22 protein-coding genes and 1 pseudogene are annotated in these 20,892 nt (G+C 64.1%); 4 read left to right on the top strand and 19 right to left on the bottom strand.

The genetic code is table 11. From position 1 onward, the window contains the following. Positions 1–22: 22 nt before the first annotated feature. Together ABID58_RS12005 and ABID58_RS12000 are read left to right on the top strand one after the other, a co-directional pair. Positions 23–1,525, top strand: a complete 1,503-nt coding sequence (locus ABID58_RS12005; RefSeq protein ID WP_354032767.1) for a sugar ABC transporter ATP-binding protein — start codon at positions 23–25, stop codon at positions 1,523–1,525. A gap of 12 nt (positions 1,526–1,537) precedes the next feature. Further along, complete coding sequence (locus ABID58_RS12000) at positions 1,538–2,566, top strand: ABC transporter permease (protein ID WP_354032766.1); 1,029 nt, start codon at positions 1,538–1,540, stop codon at positions 2,564–2,566. Between the two features lie 277 nt (positions 2,567–2,843). Here ABID58_RS12000 and ABID58_RS11995 read toward each other — a convergent pair whose 3' ends face one another. Both ABID58_RS11995 and ABID58_RS11990 read right to left on the bottom strand, forming a co-directional pair. Then, positions 2,844–3,533 (bottom strand): L-2-amino-thiazoline-4-carboxylic acid hydrolase, encoded by a 690-nt coding sequence (locus ABID58_RS11995; protein WP_354032765.1) that lies wholly within the window; start codon positions 3,531–3,533, stop codon positions 2,844–2,846. 47 nt (positions 3,534–3,580) lie between these two features. Then, entirely contained in the window at positions 3,581–3,973 is a 393-nt protein-coding gene (locus tag ABID58_RS11990) for a RidA family protein (RefSeq protein ID WP_354032764.1), read from the bottom strand. Positions 3,974–4,101: 128 nt separating this feature from the next. Here ABID58_RS11990 and ABID58_RS11985 point away from each other — a divergent pair, with 128 nt between their 5' ends. Further along, positions 4,102–4,728, top strand: a complete 627-nt coding sequence (locus ABID58_RS11985; protein ID WP_354032810.1) for a LysR family transcriptional regulator — start codon at positions 4,102–4,104, stop codon at positions 4,726–4,728. 39 nt (positions 4,729–4,767) lie between these two features. Here ABID58_RS11985 and ABID58_RS11980 read toward each other — a convergent pair whose 3' ends face one another. From ABID58_RS11980 to ABID58_RS11930, 11 genes and pseudogenes are all read right to left on the bottom strand, one after another. Next, the gene (locus ABID58_RS11980; protein ID WP_354032809.1) at positions 4,768–5,268 is read right to left on the bottom strand and encodes a GlcG/HbpS family heme-binding protein; all 501 of its coding nucleotides are present in this window, start codon (positions 5,266–5,268) and stop codon (positions 4,768–4,770) included. 28 nt (positions 5,269–5,296) lie between these two features. Beyond that, positions 5,297–5,890 carry a hypothetical protein gene (locus ABID58_RS11975; RefSeq protein ID WP_246230113.1) on the bottom strand — a complete coding sequence of 198 codons (594 nt, stop codon included), beginning with the start codon at positions 5,888–5,890 and terminating at the stop codon, positions 5,297–5,299. Between the two features lie 157 nt (positions 5,891–6,047). After that, the gene (locus ABID58_RS11970; RefSeq protein WP_354032763.1) at positions 6,048–6,944 is read right to left on the bottom strand and encodes a YncE family protein; all 897 of its coding nucleotides are present in this window, start codon (positions 6,942–6,944) and stop codon (positions 6,048–6,050) included. Between the two features lie 14 nt (positions 6,945–6,958). Then, positions 6,959–7,702 (bottom strand): sulfite exporter TauE/SafE family protein, encoded by a 744-nt coding sequence (locus ABID58_RS11965; protein ID WP_354032762.1) that lies wholly within the window; start codon positions 7,700–7,702, stop codon positions 6,959–6,961. Between the two features lie 50 nt (positions 7,703–7,752). Continuing rightward, a pseudogene (locus ABID58_RS11960) lies at positions 7,753–7,953 on the bottom strand (rhodanese-like domain-containing protein); the annotation flags it as partial. A 384-nt stretch (positions 7,954–8,337) separates the two neighbouring features. After that, a complete protein-coding gene (locus ABID58_RS11955) occupies positions 8,338–8,502 on the bottom strand; it encodes a hypothetical protein (RefSeq protein WP_354032761.1) in 165 nt (54 codons plus the stop codon). 398 nt (positions 8,503–8,900) lie between these two features. After that, positions 8,901–9,953 (bottom strand): ABC transporter ATP-binding protein, encoded by a 1,053-nt coding sequence (locus tag ABID58_RS11950; protein WP_354032760.1) that lies wholly within the window; start codon positions 9,951–9,953, stop codon positions 8,901–8,903. Then, on the bottom strand, positions 9,946–10,926 hold the full coding sequence (locus tag ABID58_RS11945) for an ABC transporter ATP-binding protein (protein ID WP_354032759.1): 981 nt from the start codon (positions 10,924–10,926) through the stop codon (positions 9,946–9,948). Before ABID58_RS11945 ends, ABID58_RS11950 begins: the two co-directional genes overlap by 8 nt. Beyond that, entirely contained in the window at positions 10,923–11,744 is an 822-nt protein-coding gene (locus ABID58_RS11940; RefSeq protein WP_354032758.1) for an ABC transporter permease, read from the bottom strand. Before ABID58_RS11940 ends, ABID58_RS11945 begins: the two co-directional genes overlap by 4 nt. Continuing rightward, complete coding sequence (locus ABID58_RS11935; RefSeq protein ID WP_354032808.1) at positions 11,741–12,664, bottom strand: ABC transporter permease; 924 nt, start codon at positions 12,662–12,664, stop codon at positions 11,741–11,743. The genes ABID58_RS11940 and ABID58_RS11935 overlap by 4 nt, the downstream gene beginning before the upstream one ends. A gap of 58 nt (positions 12,665–12,722) precedes the next feature. Beyond that, positions 12,723–14,312, bottom strand: coding sequence for an ABC transporter substrate-binding protein (locus tag ABID58_RS11930; RefSeq protein WP_502916402.1), 1,590 nt, complete (start codon positions 14,310–14,312; stop codon positions 12,723–12,725). A 376-nt stretch (positions 14,313–14,688) separates the two neighbouring features. On the opposite strand from ABID58_RS11930, the gene ABID58_RS11925 reads away from it, so the two are divergent. Continuing rightward, complete coding sequence (locus ABID58_RS11925) at positions 14,689–15,834, top strand: DUF418 domain-containing protein (protein WP_354032757.1); 1,146 nt, start codon at positions 14,689–14,691, stop codon at positions 15,832–15,834. A gap of 64 nt (positions 15,835–15,898) precedes the next feature. On the opposite strand, the gene mtnK is transcribed toward ABID58_RS11925, so the two are convergent. From mtnK to ABID58_RS11895, 6 genes are all read right to left on the bottom strand, one after another. After that, a complete protein-coding gene (mtnK, locus tag ABID58_RS11920) occupies positions 15,899–17,188 on the bottom strand; it encodes an S-methyl-5-thioribose kinase (RefSeq protein WP_354032756.1) in 1,290 nt (429 codons plus the stop codon). Between the two features lie 35 nt (positions 17,189–17,223). After that, positions 17,224–17,571 (bottom strand): hypothetical protein, encoded by a 348-nt coding sequence (locus ABID58_RS11915; protein ID WP_354032755.1) that lies wholly within the window; start codon positions 17,569–17,571, stop codon positions 17,224–17,226. Between the two features lie 142 nt (positions 17,572–17,713). Continuing rightward, positions 17,714–17,989 (bottom strand): DUF1467 family protein, encoded by a 276-nt coding sequence (locus ABID58_RS11910; RefSeq protein WP_354032754.1) that lies wholly within the window; start codon positions 17,987–17,989, stop codon positions 17,714–17,716. Positions 17,990–17,998: 9 nt separating this feature from the next. Then, positions 17,999–18,403, bottom strand: coding sequence for a methylmalonyl-CoA epimerase (gene mce / locus ABID58_RS11905; RefSeq protein WP_354032753.1), 405 nt, complete (start codon positions 18,401–18,403; stop codon positions 17,999–18,001). A gap of 11 nt (positions 18,404–18,414) precedes the next feature. Further along, positions 18,415–20,085, bottom strand: coding sequence for a ribonuclease J (locus tag ABID58_RS11900; RefSeq protein WP_354032752.1), 1,671 nt, complete (start codon positions 20,083–20,085; stop codon positions 18,415–18,417). Beyond that, positions 20,085–20,891 (bottom strand): biotin--[acetyl-CoA-carboxylase] ligase, encoded by an 807-nt coding sequence (locus ABID58_RS11895; RefSeq protein WP_148753639.1) that lies wholly within the window; start codon positions 20,889–20,891, stop codon positions 20,085–20,087. Before ABID58_RS11895 ends, ABID58_RS11900 begins: the two co-directional genes overlap by 1 nt. Position 20,892: the final 1 nt, after the last annotated feature.

Raw genomic sequence — 20,892 nt, 5'->3', positions numbered from 1 at the left:
ATCCTCCAAGATCTGATCTTGCATGCCTGAGGGTCGTTCGCCCATCCTGGAACTCCAGGGCATCACGAAGAGCTTCGGCGGCGTCGAAGCGCTTCGTGGTGTCGACTTCGCGCTTCTTCCCGGCGAGATTCACGGTCTCGTCGGCGAGAACGGCGCGGGAAAAAGCACGCTGATGAAGATCATCGCCGGCGTGCACACCGAGTTCTCCGGCCGCGTCCTGATCGACGGCCAGGCGACCCACTTCCGCTCGGCGCGCGATGCGCACGCGGCCGGCATCGCCATGGTGCATCAGGAGCTCTCCGTCGCGCCCGACCTCACCGTCGCGGAGAACGTCTTCCTCGGCAACCAGCCGACCAACCGCCTTGGCCTGGTGCAATGGCGGCGCATGGCGCGCGAGGCCGGCGAGCAGCTTGCTCGATTCGGCATCGACGTCGATCCGATGTCGCGGCTTGGCGACCTGCCGATCGGGCTGCAGCAGCTGATCGAGATCGCCCGCGTGCTGTTCTCCGGTGCCCGCATCGTCATCCTGGACGAGCCGACCTCCGCCCTCTCTCCACCCGAGGTCGAGCGACTGTTCGCAACGCTCAAGCGGCTGCGGGAGCAAGGCACGGCCATCGTCTTCATCTCGCATTTCATCGAGGACATTCTTCGCGTGTCCGACACAGTGACCGTGTTCCGCAACGGGCGGAAGGTCGCGGAGACCGCGAGCGCCGCGACCTCCAAGGGCGCGCTGATCGAGGCCATGATCGGCCGCGGTGGCGAAGCGCTCGAGCACAGCTATACTGACGATTTGATGCTGCCGCGGCCGAGCGACAGCTCGGTCGTGCTGAAGGTCGACAAGCTGTCGCTGGCGCGCAGCCTTCAGGACGTCTCGTTCGAGGCGCGCGCCGGCGAAGTGCTCGGCATCTACGGCTTCATGGGCTGCGGGCAGCAGGAATTGTCCCGCATCCTGTTCGGCAAGCTGAAGCCGGACGCCGGCACCCTCGCCGTCGACGGCACGCCAAAGCGATTTACCAGCACGGCGGCGGCGCGGCGCGCCGGCGTGGCGCTGGTGCCCGAAAGCCGGCGCGCCATGCTGTTTCACCAGGAGCCGGTCTACAAGAACATCTCGATCAGCATTCTGGACCGCATCTCGTCGCTGCTGCTCAAGCCGGCGCAGGAGCGCGACATCGCGAAGCACCAGATTGATCAGTTGCAGATCAGGCCGCCGGTGGTCGGCCTCGATCTCGGCATGCTCTCGGGCGGCAACCAGCAGAAGGTCGCGCTGGCAAAATGGCTGACCTATCCGCCCAAGCTGCTGGTGCTGTGCGAGCCGACCCGCGGCATGGATGTCGGCGCCAAGAACGACGTCATCAACATCGTCCGCGACCTCCGCGCCAGGGGACTCGCGATCATCGTGCTGTCGACCGAGCCGGAGACGGTGCTGTCGCTGGCCGACCGCATCCTCGTGCTCAAGCGCGGCGCCGTGGTGCGGGAATTCAGGAACGAGCCGGTCAGCAAGGACCGCCTGCTGGAAGCGGCGTGACGGAGAAGCACCATGGTGAGCAGTGAGACGGCTCCAGCGACGGGACAGCGCGCACGAGGCCTTGCGCCCTTCCTGCGCTCGCAGATGCGCAACATCGCGCCGTTCCTGACGCTGATCTTCCTGTCCGGCTTCTTCGCGCTTGCCAGCCCCTCCTTTGCGACCATCGACAATCTCGGCAACATCCTGACGCAGGTGTCGGTCACCGGCATCATCGCCGTCGGTCTCACCTTCGTGATCCTCTGCGCCGAGATCGATCTGTCGATCGCCGGCATCGCCAACGTCACCGGCATCGCAGTCGCCTACTTCACGCTGCAGGAATCCTACGTCAACATTCCAAACATCCCCCTTCCCGGCGCCGCCGCGATCCTGCTCGCGATCCTGCTCTGCGCGGCGCTCGGTCTCGTCAACGCGCTGGGGCTGACCGTGATCGGCATCCCCTCCTTCATCATGACGCTCGCCATGATGCAAATCGCGGCCGGCATCTCGGCGCTGCTGGTGCGCGGCCAGATCGCCTACAAGGTGCCGGACCTGATCACGACGCTCGGGTCAGGCGCGATCGGCGGCATCCCCTGGATCGTGATCGTCGCGGCCATCATGCTGCTCGGCGGCCATCTGGTGCTGACCTACACGCGCTTTGGCCGCTACATCTACATGGTCGGGGGCAATCGCGAGGCGGCCGAATATTCCGGCCTCAACGTCAAGCTCATCCTCGGCGCGGTCATGGTGATCTCCGCGGTCTGCTCCGGCATCGGCGGCATGCTCGGCGTCGCCCATTTCGGCAGCGCGCAGCAGAACGAGTTCGACACCTACCTGCTCGATTCCATCGCCGCCGTCGTGGTCGGCGGCACCAGCCTGTTCGGCGGCCGCGGCGGCATCGGCAACACCATCGTTGGGCTTTTCGTCCTCGGTGTTCTCAACAACGGCCTCGACCACGTCAACATCGACAGCTTCCTGAAGATCCTGATCCGGGGCGTGATCCTGCTGGCGGCGCTGATCATCAACGTCTATGCGCAGCGCTTACGAGAAAAAGCGGCGGACTAGACCGCCCCAAAACAAAGCCGCAAAAACAACCCCATGCACAGTAGAAATTGCTAGGGAATTTGGCGCGGAGCGGTTTGAATGCCCGCCGCGACGGCGTTTGACACGTCGGGCAAAACAGGAGCACGATGTCATCATCGCGGTGTGTGCCGATGGGCTCAGGACCGTGCCCCGACCACCGTCATTGCGAGCGGAGCGAAGCAATCCAGACTGCCGCCGCGGAAAGATTCTGGATTGCTTCGCTGCGCTCGCAATGACGATGTGGAGACAGGAGAGCCATTTAGTCCGACGACAGCCGCGAGAAGCGGAAATTGCAATGGCTCGCGCCGCCCGCTAGCGTTTGTGCTCTTTCCAGGCGAATGCCTCGCGCTGCGTAGGCGACGAAATCGAGCCCGCAGATGTTCGGCAGGATTTCCTTGTCGCCATGGCGCGCCGCGAGTTTGCAGAAGCCGCAAGCCTTGTAGTTGATACCGAATTCAAAGGTGTCTTCCGGACCCGGCTCGACGAAGTCGTAGACGAAATCTTCCGGAAAATCCTTTTGATGGCTCTCAGTCGCGCTTGTTGCCGCCTGCTCGCGCAGCAGAGCCTGGTTCTCCGGCGACATGAATTGACGCCCCGAGGCGAGACGTTCCGCTTCTGACACGGCGAGCAATTGCGCCTCGTAGGTCTCCCGCTCGATCTCGCCGATCACGGGCACCGGCACACCATGCCGTCGCAGGACCCGACTGATGGCCATAAAACCCATCAGACGCATGAAGAAATCGCTCATGCGGCTTGCCGCACCGCCGACATAGGGCATCTGGGTGAGCACGATCTCGAATTCGTCCATCACCTCTCGTCTGATCCCGTCGATCCCGGTGAGATGCGCGCGTTCGCGCAACATCGCATCGGCAAGGTCGAGTCGATGGCGCATGGCGGCCTCCATGGCGTCGCGATGCGTCCCGTAGAAGGGATGGATGTTCTCAGCCATTGGACACCTGATAGGATTAGCTCATTGCACGATCACCAAACTCGGCTTCAGTCGGCGGCGATCGCCTCGATCTCCAGCAGCCATTTGCTGTCGACGGTCTCGACGATCACGACCGTCAGCGCGGGCTGGTGTTCCCCGAGCACCCTGCCGCGAATGGTGCGGTTGGTCACGACCTGATCGCGATCGGTCAGGAACGTGGTGACCTTGACCAGGTGCTCGACGCCAAGGCCGGCCGCGGCGAGCACCTCGATCACGTTGCGCCAGGCCTGCTCGCATTGCGCCTCGAAACCCTCGGGCACGGTGCCGTCGGATTTCTCGGGGACCTGGCCGCTGATGAACAGCAGGCGGCGATGCTGCTTCAATTCGAGTCCCATGCTGTAGCCGCCGGCGGGAGCATGGACAGTTGCGGGATTGTGGCTGACGATGTGAGCTGGGGGCATGGGCTTTCTCCGGATTGCGGGCCGACCGTATCCGGCGGCATCGGCGTCGCGCAAAGCATCATTCCTGCAGCTCGGCGCAAGAAAATCTATTGCAAGGTCACGGCCCGTCGGTGTCAAACTGGTGCGCGATGACCTACACCCTTCCACCCCTCAACGCGCTTCGCGCTTTTGAGGCCGCCGCCCGGCATCTCAGCTTCAAGCTTGCCGCGCACGAGCTGCACGTGACACCCGCCGCCGTGGGGCAGCAGGTGAAAGCGCTGGAGGCCCGTCTCGGCGTGCAACTGTTCGATCGGCTACATAAGCAGCTCATCCTCACCGCGGCCGGTCAGGCCTACTTGCCCGGGGTCTCCGAAGGCTTTCGCTACATTGCGGAGGCGACCTTGCAATTGAAGCCGGCAGGCGCGGCGCTGCTGCAATTGGGAGTCCATGGCAGCTTCGACCTGCGCCGCCTCGAATTGGCGAGGTTTCGCAGCGCGCATGCGGAGATCGGCTTGCGGGTGCTGCACCCGGCCGGCCTGCACGAATTGGTCGAGGGCAAGGTGGACCTGCTGATCGCCCGCGGTCTCGGCCACCATCCGGGCTATCGCTGCGAGCGGGTCAATGAGAGGTCGGGCTTGGGCGATTGGCTGGTTGCGCCTGAAGGCACCGCGGATTGCCCTGAGATCGTCAGTTTTCGCGAATGGTTGCGCGCCCTGCCGGTTGCGAATCCGCTCGCAAACCGGCGCCCTCGTCTTGTCGGCGGCGCCGGAAGTTGAGAAGCACGAACCCTCGATCCGATATCTCCACGTCCGCTCTCAGAACTCGAGCTTGTCACGTATGGCCGCGATCCCGGCTCTCGCGCAGGCTTCATCCGCATCGCCGCCCGGCGCTCCGGACACGCCGACCGCTCCGACCAGAGCGCCGCCTGCCTCGACGATCAGTCCTCCTCCTATGATGACCACCCCGGGAAGACTCCGAATGCCCGACTGCATCATGCCCGACTGGCTGACCGCATTCAGCTCTGTCGTGCTGGTCTTGAACGACGCAGCTGTCCAGGCCTTGCCGGATGCCGTTGACAGCGTATGGGCGCCTGCAAAGCGATCACGCAACATCACTTGCGTCACGCCGAAGCGATCGACAACGGCGACGGCAACCTGGTAACCATGATCACGGCAGCTGCCCAACGCAGCGGTCGCGAGATCGAGCGCCAGCTCCGGAGTGAGTGACTTATAGGCGACCAACGCATCTTCCGCCCGCATTGGGCAGATCGACGCGATCAGCAGGGCCGTCGCGACCGATAAACATCTGACATTCATGGTGGTCTCCGGCAAGGTGGACGAACCTCTATTTGATCTCGCCATATGTCAGATCGTCGAACAGGGTCACGCTATCCGCCTTGGTCCAGAGGCCGATCATGCCGGCATCCACGATGGTGGCGTCCTCCACTTCGAATATTGGCTTTCCGTCATAGCTCACCTTGAATCGACCTCCAGCGAAATCGCAACGCAGCACGTGCCATTGCCCTGATGTCACGGGTGCGCTGACGCCGTATCCGCCCTTGCGGCCGACGATCCCCAGCGATGTCCGAATGCCCTTGATCGTCTTGTAGAGCACGACATTGTCCTCCAGCGCGTTGGCCCGGACGACGTAGTAATTGTCGGCATCCCTCGCCCGCCAGATGATGCCCGCGGCGCGATCTTCCGACCCGGAGACGGCCTTGAATTTGACCTCAACGAAGCCGTTGCGGATGGCAGTGTCGCGTCTGATCGCCACCGGAAATGTCGCTCGTCCGGATTGCTTGAGAACGTTCGGCTTGCTTGGCGCGGAGGGTTCGGCCTCGACGGTCCATTTCGGTTCTCCCTTGCCGGTCATCGTCAAGGTCCATCCCTCGGGCGGCATTCCGACAGGAGCATTGTCAAAATTCAGGGTCTCGGCCACGGCGTTTCCTCCCACTGAAAAAATCAGCACAGTCGCCACGAGCCTCGCGCGTAAAGAAGATCGCGACGGAAAGCCTGCAATGGTGCACATCATCAATCGTCCTGCCATAGAGATTCGGGCCATCGAAGTCGTTTGCGACATGCCGCCGCTCCAGTTATCACCCATCGGAGAGCACCAGCACGCCGCCGTGGCTCGGCGAGATCACGTAGAGCCGATCCGGTCCCACCAGAGCGGTCGTATGCGCGCCGGCGCCCGTCACAGTAGTGATGCGATCGCCCGACCGAGGATCGATCGTCTCGATGACGCCTGGGTTCCCAATCGCCACATGCACGCGACCGGTCGCCGGATTGAAGAATGTCACGTCAGGCGGCCCGGCAATCGGCCAGACGTTGGTGACCTTCCCGGATTTGCTGTCGATCTCCACGAGATCACCGTCGTCGCAGGCGGCGTAGAGACGATTGCGCGCGTGATCGATATCGAGGCCGTGCGCGCCGCCCGACGGCAACGGCCAATAAGCAATCTCCGAGAGATCAGGCAGTCGCGCCGACAGGATCATCGACGGTTCGCGGATGCAGAGAAACACGCGCTCGCCATTGGCGTCAGTAACGCACCAGCGCGGCCTGCCCGGGAGCTCAATGCAACGCTGCGTCATCTGCTTCAAATCAATGAGCTGAAGCGTCGGTCCTTGATTTGCGTCGCCGATGCAGGCGGCAATGCCAATCTGCCTGTTTTTGACAATGACCGCGCCGTTCGGACGCTGCCCCGACGGGAACACGCCCTTGATCTCGTATGTTGCAGCGTCCATCCACGTGATCGTCGCCGCGCCACGGTTGGTCGTGAGTATCTCCCCGTCATCGGCGACCGCGCCGGCTACGGCCGGAAAACCAGGGAGAGTTGCGATATGCTTCTGCGCATCGTGATCGATCACCTCAATGCAGCCACGTGCCGTATGCGCGATGAAAACGCGACGGGTCTTCGGATCGAAGGCGGCGTGATCGAAATCGCTGTCCTGTCCGTTGGGGATGGCGATCGTGCCAACAGTCTTCAGCGGCATGGTGCCCTCATCAATCAGCGAAGGGAAGGAAGCGTCGATGCGATCAGCGACACTCCCGCGAACAGCAGCAGCGCAAGCACCGTCTTGCGGAAGGTCTCGTCGTCAATCTTTCCGAACAGCCGGAAGCCAGACCACAGGCCGACGACCATGAAAGGGACGCCCAAGGCGTACAGCTTCGCCGTGTCTTCCGTGATGGTTCCGGCGGCGATTTGAGAGAGCGAAATCACAACGAAGGCCACGAACAACACCGGCTGGAACACGGCCCGTTGCACATCCTTGGGCCAGCCCCGCCATTGGCATGAGATCGTGGAGATCACGCCGCCCAGCCCCGTCAAACCGCCAAGCAGACCATTCGAAATGCCGATGGCGATGTCGGCTCGGGTGCCGATCTTGATCGGAGCGAACACCGGTCGTGCGAGGCCGTATATCGAGTAGACCATCAATAATACACCGACGCCGAGCCGAAGGTAGGCCGGGTTGAGATACGAGAGAATCCCAACTCCGATCGGAATCCCGATAACGGTCCCGAGCGCGAGGGGCCACGCCCTGCGCAAATCCAGCGACTTGCGCAGCTTGAAGATGCCGTAGCCCTGTGTGAGCAGGCCGTAGCCGGCGATCAGAGAAGCAGTCTGCATCGGCGAGATGATGTGCAACCAGACACCGGACACGACCAGCCCCATCGCGAAGCCCGAAAAGCCGCTGACGAAGCCGCCCACAAGGGCGGCAAGAGCAAAAACAACAAAGACAAGTCCATCCATTAGGTCGTGCTCCCCTGGCGAGGTGCGAGCACTTGGATGCATCTTATTGGGACGACGACGCCAGACTGCCCCGTCAAGCGCGAGCCCCAGTCCCGAACGTCGAGTTGAGAGCGTCTTGTCGCGCCAGGTATCAAGCGCGGATCTGCCGCGAAGTCCGCGTCGATACGCACATCGATCAGCGTCGGCGAAGTGGTCGTGCCGATCAGTCGGGATAATTTGTCGGGTGAGATAGAGGCGTATGATGTTGACATGCTGCGCCCTTGGTGACCAGGACGCGATTCTTGGGCATGTCGCCTCGCGGGGAGATCGCAATTCCCCGTGGCGCGAATAAATGCCCTGATGGCCGGACTGTCAACCCGCCTGCGTTGAAAGCTGCAAAGAAGTCATCGGGGGGAACGCGGGGGGAACCCGTCACCGCCGTCCGCCCCGCCGGCGCATCGTCAAGCCGTTCGATCGGGGCGTGGGTCGCGCCCAAGGCGGCGAGGTACCACGGCGCATAGGCTTGTCGCTCCGGTGGACCGCATGGCCGAGATCCCGGCCTCGAGCAAGAGGAGACGGCGCTTGCTTGGCACAACGACTTCCATCACGGCGCTCCTGTGGATGCGCGGGGCCGTAGCGGCGCCGGGACCTGTCAGTCAGCGCCAGGCCGGTTCGTTCTTCTGCTCATAGTCCTTGAAGGCCTTCTCGAGACCACCCAAAACCTCGGCGGACGTCTCGAACATCGCCTTCAACTGTGGCTCGTCGACCTTCTGGATGTCTTCGCGCAAATGGTTCCGGATATCCCGGAGGGCCTTCTGCATCTACTGAGTATGGTGTCGCGGATCGCGGCCTGCCGCACTTGCCATAACCAGTCTCCTCGCTGCTCATATGGCTCCGCCGGACTCGGAAAAAGCGTCCGGCGCGACGCCGCGTCAACGGACGACGAGAGACGTCGTTCCAACTATGTTTCGTGCAACCCCTTAGAGGTTACCACAGCGAGGGCGAATATCCTGTTCCAGCGTGGCCGTCGCCCTTCGAGGGCCGCTGAAGAAGCGGCCACCTCAGAGGGTGACGGGGATAGAGCGAAGCTCGCTCAACCGAGCTCGTCATTGCGAGCGCAGCGAAGCAATCCAGGCTGTCGCCGCGGAAGAATTCTGGATTGCTTCGCTGCGCTCGCAATGACGATGGGGAGATAGCACGCCAAGACGGACCCACCATCCTAGAGGTGCTCGCTTTCGTTCGAAGCCAACGCCACCTGCCCCGCAATCTCATCCGCTCGCCAGCAGCGCACCGCATGACCATCCGCGCGCGTCTCCAGCACCGGTCCCGGCTCCCTCCGACAAACCGCCTCCGCATAACGACACCGCGGGCTGAACGCGCATCCGTTCGGCGGATTGAGCGGATTGGGCTGGTCTCCCCCTGTCGTCGCCAGCGGGGCATGGCGCAAGGGATCGGGGATGGCGGCAATCAAGGCTTGGGTATAGGGGTGCGCCGGGCGTTCGAAGATTTCGCGCCAGTCGCCGTTCTCGACGATGCGGCCGAGATACATCACGGCAACCCTATCGCTCATGTGCTCGACCACGCCGAGGTCGTGGCTGATCATGATGTAGGACAGACCGAGCGTGTCCTTCAATTCCAGCAGCAGGTTGATGATCTGGGCGCGGATCGAGACGTCGAGCGCCGAGACGGGCTCGTCGCAGATGACGATCTTGGGGTTGAGGATCAGGGCACGCGCAATGCCGATACGCTGGCGCTGGCCGCCGGAGAATTCATGCGGGTAGCGGTCGGCCTGTTCGGGCCGCAGGCCGACATGCCGCAGCATGGTCGCGACGCGATCCTCGATCTCGCTCCTTGCGGTCACGCCATGCACACGAAGGGGATCCTCCAGCGTGCGACGCACGGTCTGGCGCGGATTGAGCGAGGCGTAGGGATCCTGAAAGACGATTTGGACAGTCCGGGCCAGCGCCTTGCGATCGCCGGACGGCCGGCCGGTCACGACCTGCCCGTCCAGCACGATGCGGCCGCGCGTCGGCGTCAGCAGACCCAGGATCGACAAGGCCACTGTCGACTTGCCAGAACCGGACTCGCCGACGAGGCCGAGGCATTCACCGCGCTTCAGCTTGAGATCGACACCGTCGACGGCACGAAGTAACCGCTGGCCGCGGCCGAACAAGCCGCCGCCCAGCGGAAAATGAACCGCGAGATCCTCGACGCTGAGAATGAGATCGTCGTCCGGCCTCCCCTCACCCGATCTGTTTTTGGGCTCATGCATGGTGATGACACCTCACCAGGCCGCCCGCCTCCAGAAACTCCGCCGTCGGCGCCACGCTCCTGCAAATGTCCGTCGCATTTGCGCAGCGCGGATTGAACCGGCAGCCCTCCGGAAAATTCGTGATCGCCGGGACGACGCCCGCGATCTCCTTCAGCCTGCTGCGGCCGAGCGCAGCACGGCTGCCGAGCCGCGGCAGCGAGGCGACAAGACCTTGCGTATAGGGGTGCGAGGGCGCGCGGAAGATGTCGGCGGAGCCGCGCTCCTCGACGATGCGGCCGGCATACATGACGGCGACGCGGCGGCAGACATTGGCGACCAGGCCGAGATCGTGGCTGATCATCAGGATCGCCGTGCCGCGTTCGGCGCAGAGATTGCGCATCAGCTCGATGATCTCGGCCTGCACGGTCACGTCGAGCGCGGTTGTCGGCTCGTCGGCGATCAGGAGATCCGGACTGCAGGCGAGCGCAATGGCGATCATCACGCGCTGGCGCATGCCGCCGGAGAGCTGGTGCGGGTAATCGTTGACGCGCCGCTCCGGCGCGGGAACGCGGACGCTCGCCAGCGCCTCGACCGCAAGCTTATTGGCCTCGCGCCAGCTCTTGCCCTTGTGCAGCACGAACATCTCGGCGATCTGCCGTCCGACCGGCGAGACCGGGTTCAGCGCCGTCATCGGCTCCTGGAAGATCATCGCGATGCGATTGCCGCGCAGATCCCGTTGCCGGGCGGCTGAAAGGTGCTGGATCTCCCGTCCGTCAAAGCGGATGACGCCGCCGCCGATCGACAGCGGCTGCCGCAGCAGGCCGATCAGGGCGAGCGCCGTGATGCTCTTGCCGCAGCCGGATTCGCCGACAAGACCAAACGTCTCGCCACGATCGATGCGGAATGAAACGCCCTCGGCGGCCGCAACGCGCCGCGATCCATTGTCGAGATCGATGCGCAGATCCTGGACCTCGATCAGCGGCGCGCCGGTCATGTCCGCCTGCTCCGCGATTGGGGATCGAGAATGTCGCGCAGGCCGTCGCCAAGCAGATTGAGCCCGAGCACCGTCAGGAAGATGGCGAGGCCCGGAAATACCGAGAGCCACGGCGCCGTCGTGATCTGGTCACGGGCGTCCGACAACATGCTGCCCCAGCTCGGAAACGGCGGGCGGACGCCGAGGCCGAGGAACGACAATGCGGCCTCGGAGAGGACCGCGCTGCCCATGCCGAGCGTGCCGATGACGACGATCGGCCCCAGCATGTTCGGCAACAGCTGCGTGATCATGATGCGCAGATCGCCATAGCCGAGCACGGTCGCCGCCTGCACATAGCCCTGGCTCCTCAGCGACAGCGCCGAGGCGCGTGCGATCCGGCAGGTGAAGGACCAGTTGGTCAGCCCGAGCGCGATCAGCAGGCTGGTCAGGCCCGGGCCAAGCACCGCCATGATGGCGAGCGCGAAGATCAGCGAGGGGATCGCGAGCATGACATTGGTCAGGGCGTTGACGACATCGTCCCACCAGCCGCCCCAATAGCCGGCGCTCAGGCCCAGCGCCACGCCGATGACGCTGTTGATGAGCTGCGAGACGATGCCGACCGTCAGCGAGACGCGCGCGCCGTAGACGACGCGGGAATAGATGTCGCGACCCTGGTCGTCGGTGCCAAACCACCAGGTCCAGCCCGGAGGCTCCTCCGCGTTCAGCAGATTGGCGTCCAGGACGGGATCGGTGTGCGCCAGCCAGGGCGCGAGCACACCGACCAGGATCGCGAGCGCGAACAGCGCGCCACCGATGACGAGATTGGCGCGGAGCTTCATGCGTATCTGATCCTGGGATCAATCACGCCATAGAGCACGTCGATCAGCAGATTGATCGCGAGGAAGGCCAGCACCACCACGAGAATCGAGCCCTGGACGGCCGGAATGTCGCGCTGCAGGACGCTGTCCACCAGCAGCGAACCGATACCCGGCCACGAGAACAATTTTTCGACGACGACCGCCTGCCCCATCAGCCCGCCGAACTGCAGGCCGACGGTGGTGAGAATGATCACGAGCGCGTTGCGCATCACATGCCACTTCACCACCCGCGTCTCGCTCATGCCCTTGGAACGCGCGGTACGGACGAAATCGGCCGTCATGATCTCGAGCACCGCAGCGCGCGTGGTCCGGGCAAACAGCGCCATCGGCGAGACGCCGAGCGTCACGGCCGGCAGCAGCAGATATTTCAGGCCGCCATCGCCATAGCCGAAGCTCGGCAGCCAGCCGAGCTTCAGCGCAAACGCATACATCAGCACCAGCCCGAGCCAGAACTTGGCAATGGACAGGCCCGACACCGCCACGACCATCGCGAGCGTGTCGACGAGCCCGCCCGGCCGCAATGCGGCGATGAAGCCGAGCGGCACGCCGAGCAGAACCGAAAACGCCATGGCGGTGAAGATCAGTTGCAGCGTCGGCCAGGCCCGCTTGGCAATCATGGTCGTCACAGGCTCGCGGGTCCGGAAAGACGTGCCGAAATCACCGGTGGCAAGCTTGGCGATATAGGCGCCGAAACGCACATGGACGGGATCGTCGAGGCCAAGCTGCTTCTTCAGGCGCAGCTCGACCTGGGGATCGGCGTCGTCGCTCATGGACGAGACGATGCTGCCGGGAACGACGCTGAACAGCACGAACACCAGAGCCACGACAGCGAGCACGGTCGGAATGGTTTGCAGCAGGCGGCGGATCAGGAAGGAGAGCATCGGCACTTTCTTCCGCCCCCCATCGCTCATGGCGATGGAGGGAGCACGAGAACGCGTGTCACTTCGCGGGCGAGGTCTCGTCGACCCAGAGGTCCTCGACATTCTGGTGGGTCAGCTCCGTCGCGTTCAGCTGAACGCCGTGGAGCCACGGCTGCACCGCCATGACCGCCTTGTTGTAGTTGAAGAACCAGACCGGCGCCTCGTCGTAGAGCAGCGCATTGGCCTTCTGCAGCAGCTGGGTGCGCTTGGCAGTGTCGTCGGCCTGCCCGGCCTCATCGATGATCTTGTCGAACTCGACGTTTTTGAAGTTCATGTAGTTGCAGGCCGATTGCGGCGTCGAGGAGTGGAAGCATTTCAGGGCGGCCTGGGGGTCCGGGCCGGTCTGCTGGGAATAGATGAAGGCCTGGTAGTCGCCGGAGCGAACCACCTCCGACAGCACCGCGGCCTCGACCTGCTTGACCTTCGCCTTGATGCCGACCTTGTCCAGCATCGGGATCACGGCCGCGACGATCGGCAGGCCCCAGCTTTCATTCTGGCTGGTGGTCCATTCGAATTCGAAGCCCGAGGGATAGCCGGCGTCCGCGAGCAGCTGCCTGGCCTTGGCGGGATCGTAGGGGTACGGCTTCATCGCCTTGTCGTAGGCCGTCGAGGTCAGCGGCAGCCAGCTGGTGGCGCGATAGGCCTTGCCCTTGACCAGCTTGTTGATGATCAGATCGGTATCGATCGCATAGTTGATCGCCTGCCGGACACGCTTGTCGGCGAACGGCTTGAACGCGGGATTCATCCCCATGTAACGCGTGAACACCTCGGCGACCTCGGCGATGGTGCCCTTGAGGTTGGGATCAGCCTGATAGGCGACATATTGCGCCGGCCCGAGCACGGAGGTGTCGATCTCCTTGTTGCGGAAGGCGACATCGCGTGCCGCGGCCTCGCCCATGACCGACACGATGACCTTGTCGGCGTAGGGCTTGCCGGGCTTGTAGAACCGATCCCAGCGCTCCATGACGATGCGCGATCCCGGCACGTGCTCGACGAATTTGAACGGTCCAAGGCCGATCGGGTGCTGGATGAAGCTGTCCTTGACAGCCTCGTCGGCGGGATAGATCGAGGTCAGCGCGGTGAACAGGTAGAAGGCCGGATCGACCTTCTCGGTCAGCTTCATCTCGACGGTGAAGTCGTCGATCTTCTTCAGGCCGGAGATCTCCTTGGCCTGGCCCTTCTCGACCGCGGCCGCGCCCTCGATGATGCGGACATAACGCGCGCCAGGATAGGCCCTGGTGCCGTCCATGATGCGGTTATAGGACCAGATGACGTCGTCGGCCGTCATCTTGCGGCCATTGTGGAAGTAGGCGTCGTCGCGGAGCTTGAAGGTGTAGACGAGACCGCCGCCGGAGACGACGGCCTCCTTGGCAAGTTCCGGAACCGGCTTTCCTTCCGCGGAATCCCAGATGTAGAGCGAACGATGCAGGGCCTTGGCGTAGATCTCGTCCTGGGCGCGCTGGGTGGTGTGGATGTCCAGGCTGGTGAAGCTCGAACCGTAGGGTGCGGTCATGCGGATGGTTCCGCCCTTGCGCGGTGTCTGGGCCTCTGCCGGGGCGGCGAGCGCCAGTCCCAAGCCCGCAACGATCGCAATCATCCTGAACATCATATGTCCCCCAACAACGCAGGTATCCCGATCAGGGATTTGATCATTCGGAGCCCGTCGAATGCAAGCCTCGTTTTGATGGAGACGGGTTCCGGAACGCGGCGCCCGGCGCGACACCCTGGCTGTCTCGGCACGCTCTTGCGCTGCACATCCCGCAAGCCAGGGCCGGTGAACATTTTTCCCGATCAGATGGGTCGACAGCTCGAGGTCGCAGCCAACGAGACCCGGGGCCTGCCGGTCGGCCCGGACGGCGCTCCGCTTCAGATGCGGCTGTATTAACGCGCCCTCAGCCCGTAGCCCGTAGGATGGGCAATGACAGAGAATGTGGCGGCATCTCGTCCTCCATCGCATGTCGCCGAGCTACGATTGGAATCCTTCGATGACGTCCGATAACGCCGGAGCTCCCAGGCCGACGCCCTCCGCGGAGCGGATCGACGCCATCGACGTGCTGCGGGGCATCGCGCTGTTCGGCGTCATGGCCATCAACCTGGTGATGGAATTTCGCGTTTCGATTTTCGAGCAGTTTCTTGGCCCCAGGATTCTCGCTTCACCAATCGATCGCGCCGTCGAGGCGATCCTGAGCCAGGCCGTCGAGCTCAAGGCATTTGCGCTGTTTTCGCTGCTGTTCGGCGCAGGCCTTGCCATTCAATTCGACCGGCTCGCCAACAGCGAGCGCCGCACCGCGCTGCTCCTGCGCCGGCTCGCCGTGCTGCTGGTGTTCGGCGTCATTCATCTGTGCCTGATCTGGAACGGTGACATCCTCACCGAATATGCGATTGCCGGATTCATCGTGCTGCCGTTCCTGTTTGGTCCACGCTGGCTGCTGACGCTTGCCGCTCTGGTGTCTCTCGCGCTGTATCTGGCCATGCAGGCTTTTCCGCCGGCCGGATTGTTTCCGAGCCGGGCCGCGATCTGGCAGGACGTCATGGATGCCAATCGCATCTATGCGACGGGCGGTTTCCGCGACGTGCTGCCGTTTCGTCTGCGCGAAATTCCCCTCATCGCCTCGCTGCACGCATTCGTCTTCCTGCGCACGATCGGGCTGTTTCTGCTGGGCGCGCTGGCCTGGCGCAGCGGCATTGTGCAAAATACGCGCGGCCTGTTCGCCATCGCGCTCCCCGCGATCGGCCTCGGCGCAGGCCTCCTTTATCGCGGCATCGAGCCGCTTGGCACCATTGTGCTGGCGCTGGGCTATGGTGCCGCGATCCTCGGCATCGCCCATGTCGAGCGCGGAAAGAAGTTGCTTGGCTGGGCTGCGCCGTTGGGCCGGATGGCTTTCACCAACTACGTCGCACAATCCGTCATCTTCGGCTGGATATTTTACGGCTATGGCCTTGGCCTGTTCGGCCGGCTCGGCGTCGCCCCGGCCCTCGCCATCGGAATCATCGTCTACGCCGCACAGTTGCGCTTCAGCGCATTTTGGCTGCGCCACTACCGCTACGGCCCGCTCGAATGGTTGTGGCGGTCGTTGATGTATGGAGAGCGGCAGCCGATGGTGGTGCCGCGGGCGGCGGTGGTTGGGTGACTCGGCTCTCTCCGCCGTCCATCGCGAAAGAAAGAGCCCGCTGACGACCCAACTCCCTCCACCGTCATTGCGATAGCTCCGGCTGCCAATCGCGCAATTTTCGCGCAGCGCCCGTGACGTCGGCGATCGTCCGAAACGCCACCGCCTCCACCATCATTCCGCGTGCGAGCCGCACGGCCCGGGCTTCGCTGATGGCGCGGCTCTTCGGATCCTCGATCAGCTCAAAGTCGATGTTGTGAGCGAGGCCGAAGATGCGGCGGATCGTTTTCGCGGCGGCGAACCCGACCGTGTCGGTGAACAGACGCTGTAGATAGGCCTGCCGCTCGATCTCCAGCCGCGCGGCGCCCTTGTCGCCGGCGAACAGCGAGACCGGATAGGCGTCGCCGCGGGCTTCCGTCCGCCAGAGGCCAAGGAATTTTCGCGCGAACCCGTTCCAGACCTTCTCGACTGTCTCCAGCACCCAGCTCTCAAATGCCTGCCGCTCGCCGGGCGAGCGCTCGTGACCGCTTGATGCAAAATATGCCATCAGGAGGTTCGCCAGCACCGCGCCGACATCAAAACCCATCGGGCCGTAGAAGGCGAATTCCGGGTCGATCACCCGCGTCTCGCCCTCGGTCACCATGATCGAGCCGGTGTGGAGATCGCCATGGAGCAGTCCTTCCGGGCTTGCCATGAACTTCAGCTTCAACCGGGAGATCGCGACATGCAGCTCCATGTCGTCGCGCAAGGACGCGGCCAGGCCGTCGAGATACGGCGCAGTCCAGTGGTTCTGCTCGGCGATACGATAGGGATCGGTGAAGATCAGATCCTCGGTGATCTTGCACAGCGCATGGTTGCCGGCGAAGGCCGCGATCGCGTCCTTCTTCTCGGCGGCTGTGAGCGCGAGGTCGGAGGTGAAGAACAGCGTCCGCGCCATGAAGGTGGTGATGTCCTCGACGAAGCGCGGGTAGCGCGTCCCAGCCACCAGCCCCTTGCGCATGATGACGTGGGGCTCGAGCAGCTCCATCACGGTGAGTGCCAGCGTCTCGTTGTGGTGCAGCAGCGCCGGCACGAGGCCGGGCGCGAGCTCGGCCTGCCGGGACAACGCGAGATATTCGTAATGGGCCCGCGACAGCGGCAGCGGCCAGCTCTCGCCGACCAGGCGGACGTAAGGCAGCGCCTGCTTCACGGCGATGCCGCCGCGGTTGCCCTTGACGATGAAGACGAGGTTGAGATTGCCGTCGCCGACCTCGGTGATGGCCCAGCCGGCCGGCGCGCCGCCGAGCAGTGCCGCGATCTCAGGCAAGCCTGCGAGATAGTCCCGCAAGGCCGCTTCCTGCAGAATCCGATAGTCCCCCACCCGGCTCCCGGTCATGACGATCCCATCCCATGCTTGGCAAGGCCGGATCGTTACTCCCGCTCCAGGAAGCTCGAGCCGATCTCGGCCTTTCTTTTGATGGGATCGTAATCACAATAAACGCTGTCCGCCACCAGCGTGTAGCTGGCGCTGACGGCGTATTTGTCCAGCTTGACCGAGTTCAGGCCGATGACCGAGGTGCTCTTGCCGCCGTTCCATTTGAACGGCGTCGAGCTCTTGGCCTGCTCGCAGGCCATCACGGCCTCGTTGAAGACGTAGCCCTCGACGAACGCCTTAAGGGTTCGCGCCTGCACGGCCGTCCTCCATTCAAAATAGCCGATGGCACTGATCCCGGCGACGATCAGCACCAGAAGCGCGACGACGATCCTCTGAAAAGTCATTCGTTATTCCCCAACTAATCGAACTATCTCGGGCGTCATTGCGAGCGAAGCGAAGCAATCCAGAATCTTTCCGCGGTGGGATACTGGATTGCTTCGCTGCGCTCGCAATGACGACCTTGGTTTGTCTCTCGTCGGCTCACCTCTAAAACGGCATTCCCATCAATTTCGACAGCCGCTCGATCGAGAGATAGCCGGCCTCATAGGCGGCCATGCCGAGGCCATAGATGATCGCCGAGATGATCGTGGTCCAGATCAGCTTGCGCTTCATGCCGGTCAGGACCGGGGCGCCGGGGTCGGTGCCGGGCGCGCCGACGCCATCCTCGTGCTGACTGCGCACGCCGAACGGCAGGGTCAGAAACAGTGCGATCCACCAGATGACGAAGTAGATCGCGAGCGCGGTTGATATCTGGACGGCCATGGTGCGGTCTTACGCCTGCTCGATTTCGACCAGCGCCCCGGAAAAGTCCTTCGGGTGCAGGAACAGCACCGGCTTGCCGTGGGCGCCGATCTTCGGCACGCCGTCGCCGAGGATGCGCGCGCCCTCCTTCACCAGGGTGTCGCGCGAGGCGATGATGTCGACGACCTCGTAGCAGACGTGGTGGATGCCGCCATCGGCATTGCGCTCGAGAAACTTTGCGATCGGCGAGGTCTCGCCGAGCGGCTCGATGAACTCGATCTTGGTGTTGGGGAGCGTCGCGAACACGGTGGTGACGCCATGCTCGGGCAGCGCGACGGCCTCGGAAATCTGCGCCCCGAACGCCGCGCCGTAGATCTTGGCAGCCTTGATCGCGTCCTTTGTGGCGATCGCCACATGGTTGAGCCGGCCCAGCATGTGCTTCTCCCTTAGACTGTCAGGATGTGTACCAGACAGGGGGGCTTTTTGCCCCAATGTTCGTTGATGACCGCCCGGACTGCGCGCCGCACCGATTCAGCCAGCGCGTCCGGATCCCGGCGCCGCGCCTTCGGCAGGCCCTCGATCGTGGACATCACGGCATCGAAAACGATGTCGTCGAACGGCTCGCCCGCCCGGTTCTTCTCGGGGATGCCGACCAGATCGACCTCGGGCTCGTCGGCGAGCTCGCCCTGCGCGGTCATGGCGATGGCGACGAAGGCACAGCCGGAGAAGGCCAGGCGGCGGCGCTCGACCACGGCGCGGGACTTGGAATCCTCGAGAATCGTGCCGTCCTTGTAGATCCGGCCCGACGGCACCTCGCCGATGATGCCGGGATCGCCGGGGCCGAGCTTGACGAGGTCGCCGTTGCGAATGACCAGCACGCGCGGCACGCCGGCAGCGCGCGCGAGCTTGGCGTGCTCGTTCAGGTGCAGGGCCTCGCCATGGACGGGGATCAGGAGTTGCGGCTTCACCCAGGAGATCATGTCGCGCAGCTCGTCGCGACGCGGATGGCCGGAGACGTGAACCAGATGGTCGCGGTCGGTGAGGACCTCGACGCCTTGCAGCACCAGATTGTTGATGATCGAGCCGACCGCCTTCTCGTTGCCCGGGATCGTGCGCGAGGAGAAGATCACGCTGTCGCCGCGGTTGAGCGTGATCTCGGGATGGTCGTCATTGGCGATGCGGGCCAATGCGGCGCGGGGCTCGCCCTGGCTGCCGGTGCAGAGCGCCAGCACCTTGTCCTGCGGCAGATGGCCGTAGACCTCGGGCGAACGGAAATTCTGGACGCCGTCGAGATAGCCGGTCTCGCGCGCGACCTGCACCACGCGCTCCATGGCGCGGCCGACCACGACGACCTCGCGGTCGGCGGCTTTCGCCGCGTCGGCGACGGCCTTGATGCGCGCGACGTTGGAGGCGAAGGTCGTGACCGCGACGCGGCCCTTGGCTGATTTGACGAGGTCGATGATGGTGCGGGCGACTTCGGCTTCGGAAGGCGAACGGCCGTCGCGCACGGCGTTGGTGGAATCACCGATCAGGGCGAGCACGCCCTCCTCGCCGAGCTCGCGCAGCCGCTTCTCGTCGGTGGGGCGTCCCAGCGTCGGGGTCGGGTCGATCTTCCAGTCGCCGGTGTGCAGCACCGTGCCGGCCTCGGTGTGGATCGCCAGCGCATGCGCTTCCGGAATCGAATGCGCAACCGGGATGAACTCGACGTTGAAGGGGCCGACGTCGATACGGCCGCCGGACGGGACCACGGTGACGGGAATTTTTGGCGCGTTGCGCTCGGCGGCGCATTTGGCCTCGAACAGCGCCGCGCTGAATTGCGTGGCGTAGATCGGGCATTTCAGCCTGGGCCAGAGGTCGATGATGGCGCCAAAATGGTCCTCATGGGCGTGGGTCAGCACCAGGCCCATCACGTTCTTGCGCTCCTTCTCAAGGAAGCTGATGTCCGGCATGATCAGGTCGATGCCGGGCAGATGCTCCTCGTCGCCGAAGGAGACGCCGAGATCGACCGCCAGCCAGGACCGCTGCTGGCGGTTACCAAGGCCGTAGATCGACAGGTTCATGCCGATCTCGCCGACGCCGCCGAGCGGCGCAAATACCAGTTCGTCGGGCCTCGCCATCACGCAGCTCCTACCGAACGAACCGGGCCAAAGAACACCTCGCCCGCGGCCACCGGCACACGACGGCCCTCCGCGGTGCGGACGATCAGGCAGCCGGTGTCGTCGATCGTGTCAAAAATGCCTTCCAGCGTCGTCGTTCCCGTATTGATCGCGATCGGCTCGCCAAGGCGGGCGGCGCGCTCCAGCCAGAGTTTTCGGATCTCGGCAAAGCCGCGACCATTGTCCCAGATGCCGCGAAACTCGACCCAGGTATCCGTCAGCGCCGAGAACAGCTCCTCTGCGCTGATCTGGACGCCGAGAGCTGCGAGCGATACCGCCGGCGTCGGCGTGCCCTCGGGCGCCGACACGATATTGGTGCCGATGCCGACCACAATGGCGAGGCGATCGCCGACGGCTTCGGCCTCCAGCCCGATGCCGACCAGCTTCTTGCCATTGGCGAGGACGTCGTTCGGCCATTTCAGGGTGTAGCGCGGCCGGTCGGGCCCGAGCCGCAGCGCGGCTTCGATACTGACTTTCTCCAGGGCGGCTTCCTGCGCCAGCCCGGCGGCGAAACCTATCGTCGCGGCGACCGCAGGGGCCAAGTTCACGACTTCGAGGACACTGGCAGCGAGATTGCCCTTTGGCGAGACCCAGGCACGCTGGCGGCGACCGCGGCCCGCCGTCTGCTCCGCCGTCACGAACCAGATCGGGCCGCGTTCGCCGGAACGCGCGCTTTCGATCGCATCCGTGTTGGTCGAGCCGGTCCGCTCAGAAGCTGCGAGCCTGTAGCCCGCCGCGATGGCACGAGGACCGAGCGCGAAGCCCATC

This window comes from Bradyrhizobium sp. S3.2.6 (genome assembly GCF_040546885.1).
Taxonomy (GTDB): domain Bacteria; phylum Pseudomonadota; class Alphaproteobacteria; order Rhizobiales; family Xanthobacteraceae; genus Bradyrhizobium; species Bradyrhizobium cytisi.
This window is presented reverse-complemented; position numbering and strand designations above follow the sequence as displayed.

What these genes read in the sequence shown, in the direction of transcription:
- ABID58_RS12005 (WP_354032767.1), top strand. Translation starts at nt 23, where the DNA reads ATGCCTGAGGGTCGTTCGCCCATCCTGGAACTCCAGGGCATCACGAAG.
- ABID58_RS12000 (WP_354032766.1), top strand. Translation starts at nt 1,538, where the DNA reads ATGGTGAGCAGTGAGACGGCTCCAGCGACGGGACAGCGCGCACGAGGC.
- ABID58_RS11995 (WP_354032765.1), bottom strand. Translation starts at nt 3,533, where the DNA reads ATGGCTGAGAACATCCATCCCTTCTACGGGACGCATCGCGACGCCATG.
- ABID58_RS11990 (WP_354032764.1), bottom strand. Translation starts at nt 3,973, where the DNA reads ATGCCCCCAGCTCACATCGTCAGCCACAATCCCGCAACTGTCCATGCT.
- ABID58_RS11985 (WP_354032810.1), top strand. Translation starts at nt 4,102, where the DNA reads ATGACCTACACCCTTCCACCCCTCAACGCGCTTCGCGCTTTTGAGGCC.
- ABID58_RS11980 (WP_354032809.1), bottom strand. Translation starts at nt 5,268, where the DNA reads ATGAATGTCAGATGTTTATCGGTCGCGACGGCCCTGCTGATCGCGTCG.
- ABID58_RS11970 (WP_354032763.1), bottom strand. Translation starts at nt 6,944, where the DNA reads ATGCCGCTGAAGACTGTTGGCACGATCGCCATCCCCAACGGACAGGAC.
- ABID58_RS11965 (WP_354032762.1), bottom strand. Translation starts at nt 7,702, where the DNA reads ATGGATGGACTTGTCTTTGTTGTTTTTGCTCTTGCCGCCCTTGTGGGC.
- ABID58_RS11955 (WP_354032761.1), bottom strand. Translation starts at nt 8,502, where the DNA reads ATGCAGAAGGCCCTCCGGGATATCCGGAACCATTTGCGCGAAGACATC.
- ABID58_RS11950 (WP_354032760.1), bottom strand. Translation starts at nt 9,953, where the DNA reads ATGCATGAGCCCAAAAACAGATCGGGTGAGGGGAGGCCGGACGACGAT.
- ABID58_RS11945 (WP_354032759.1), bottom strand. Translation starts at nt 10,926, where the DNA reads ATGACCGGCGCGCCGCTGATCGAGGTCCAGGATCTGCGCATCGATCTC.
- ABID58_RS11940 (WP_354032758.1), bottom strand. Translation starts at nt 11,744, where the DNA reads ATGAAGCTCCGCGCCAATCTCGTCATCGGTGGCGCGCTGTTCGCGCTC.
- ABID58_RS11935 (WP_354032808.1), bottom strand. Translation starts at nt 12,664, where the DNA reads ATGCTCTCCTTCCTGATCCGCCGCCTGCTGCAAACCATTCCGACCGTG.
- ABID58_RS11930 (WP_502916402.1), bottom strand. Translation starts at nt 14,312, where the DNA reads ATGATGTTCAGGATGATTGCGATCGTTGCGGGCTTGGGACTGGCGCTC.
- ABID58_RS11925 (WP_354032757.1), top strand. Translation starts at nt 14,689, where the DNA reads ATGACGTCCGATAACGCCGGAGCTCCCAGGCCGACGCCCTCCGCGGAG.
- mtnK (WP_354032756.1), bottom strand. Translation starts at nt 17,188, where the DNA reads ATGACCGGGAGCCGGGTGGGGGACTATCGGATTCTGCAGGAAGCGGCC.
- ABID58_RS11915 (WP_354032755.1), bottom strand. Translation starts at nt 17,571, where the DNA reads ATGACTTTTCAGAGGATCGTCGTCGCGCTTCTGGTGCTGATCGTCGCC.
- ABID58_RS11910 (WP_354032754.1), bottom strand. Translation starts at nt 17,989, where the DNA reads ATGGCCGTCCAGATATCAACCGCGCTCGCGATCTACTTCGTCATCTGG.
- mce (WP_354032753.1), bottom strand. Translation starts at nt 18,403, where the DNA reads ATGCTGGGCCGGCTCAACCATGTGGCGATCGCCACAAAGGACGCGATC.
- ABID58_RS11900 (WP_354032752.1), bottom strand. Translation starts at nt 20,085, where the DNA reads ATGGCGAGGCCCGACGAACTGGTATTTGCGCCGCTCGGCGGCGTCGGC.
- ABID58_RS11895 (WP_148753639.1), bottom strand. Translation starts at nt 20,891, where the DNA reads ATGGGCTTCGCGCTCGGTCCTCGTGCCATCGCGGCGGGCTACAGGCTC.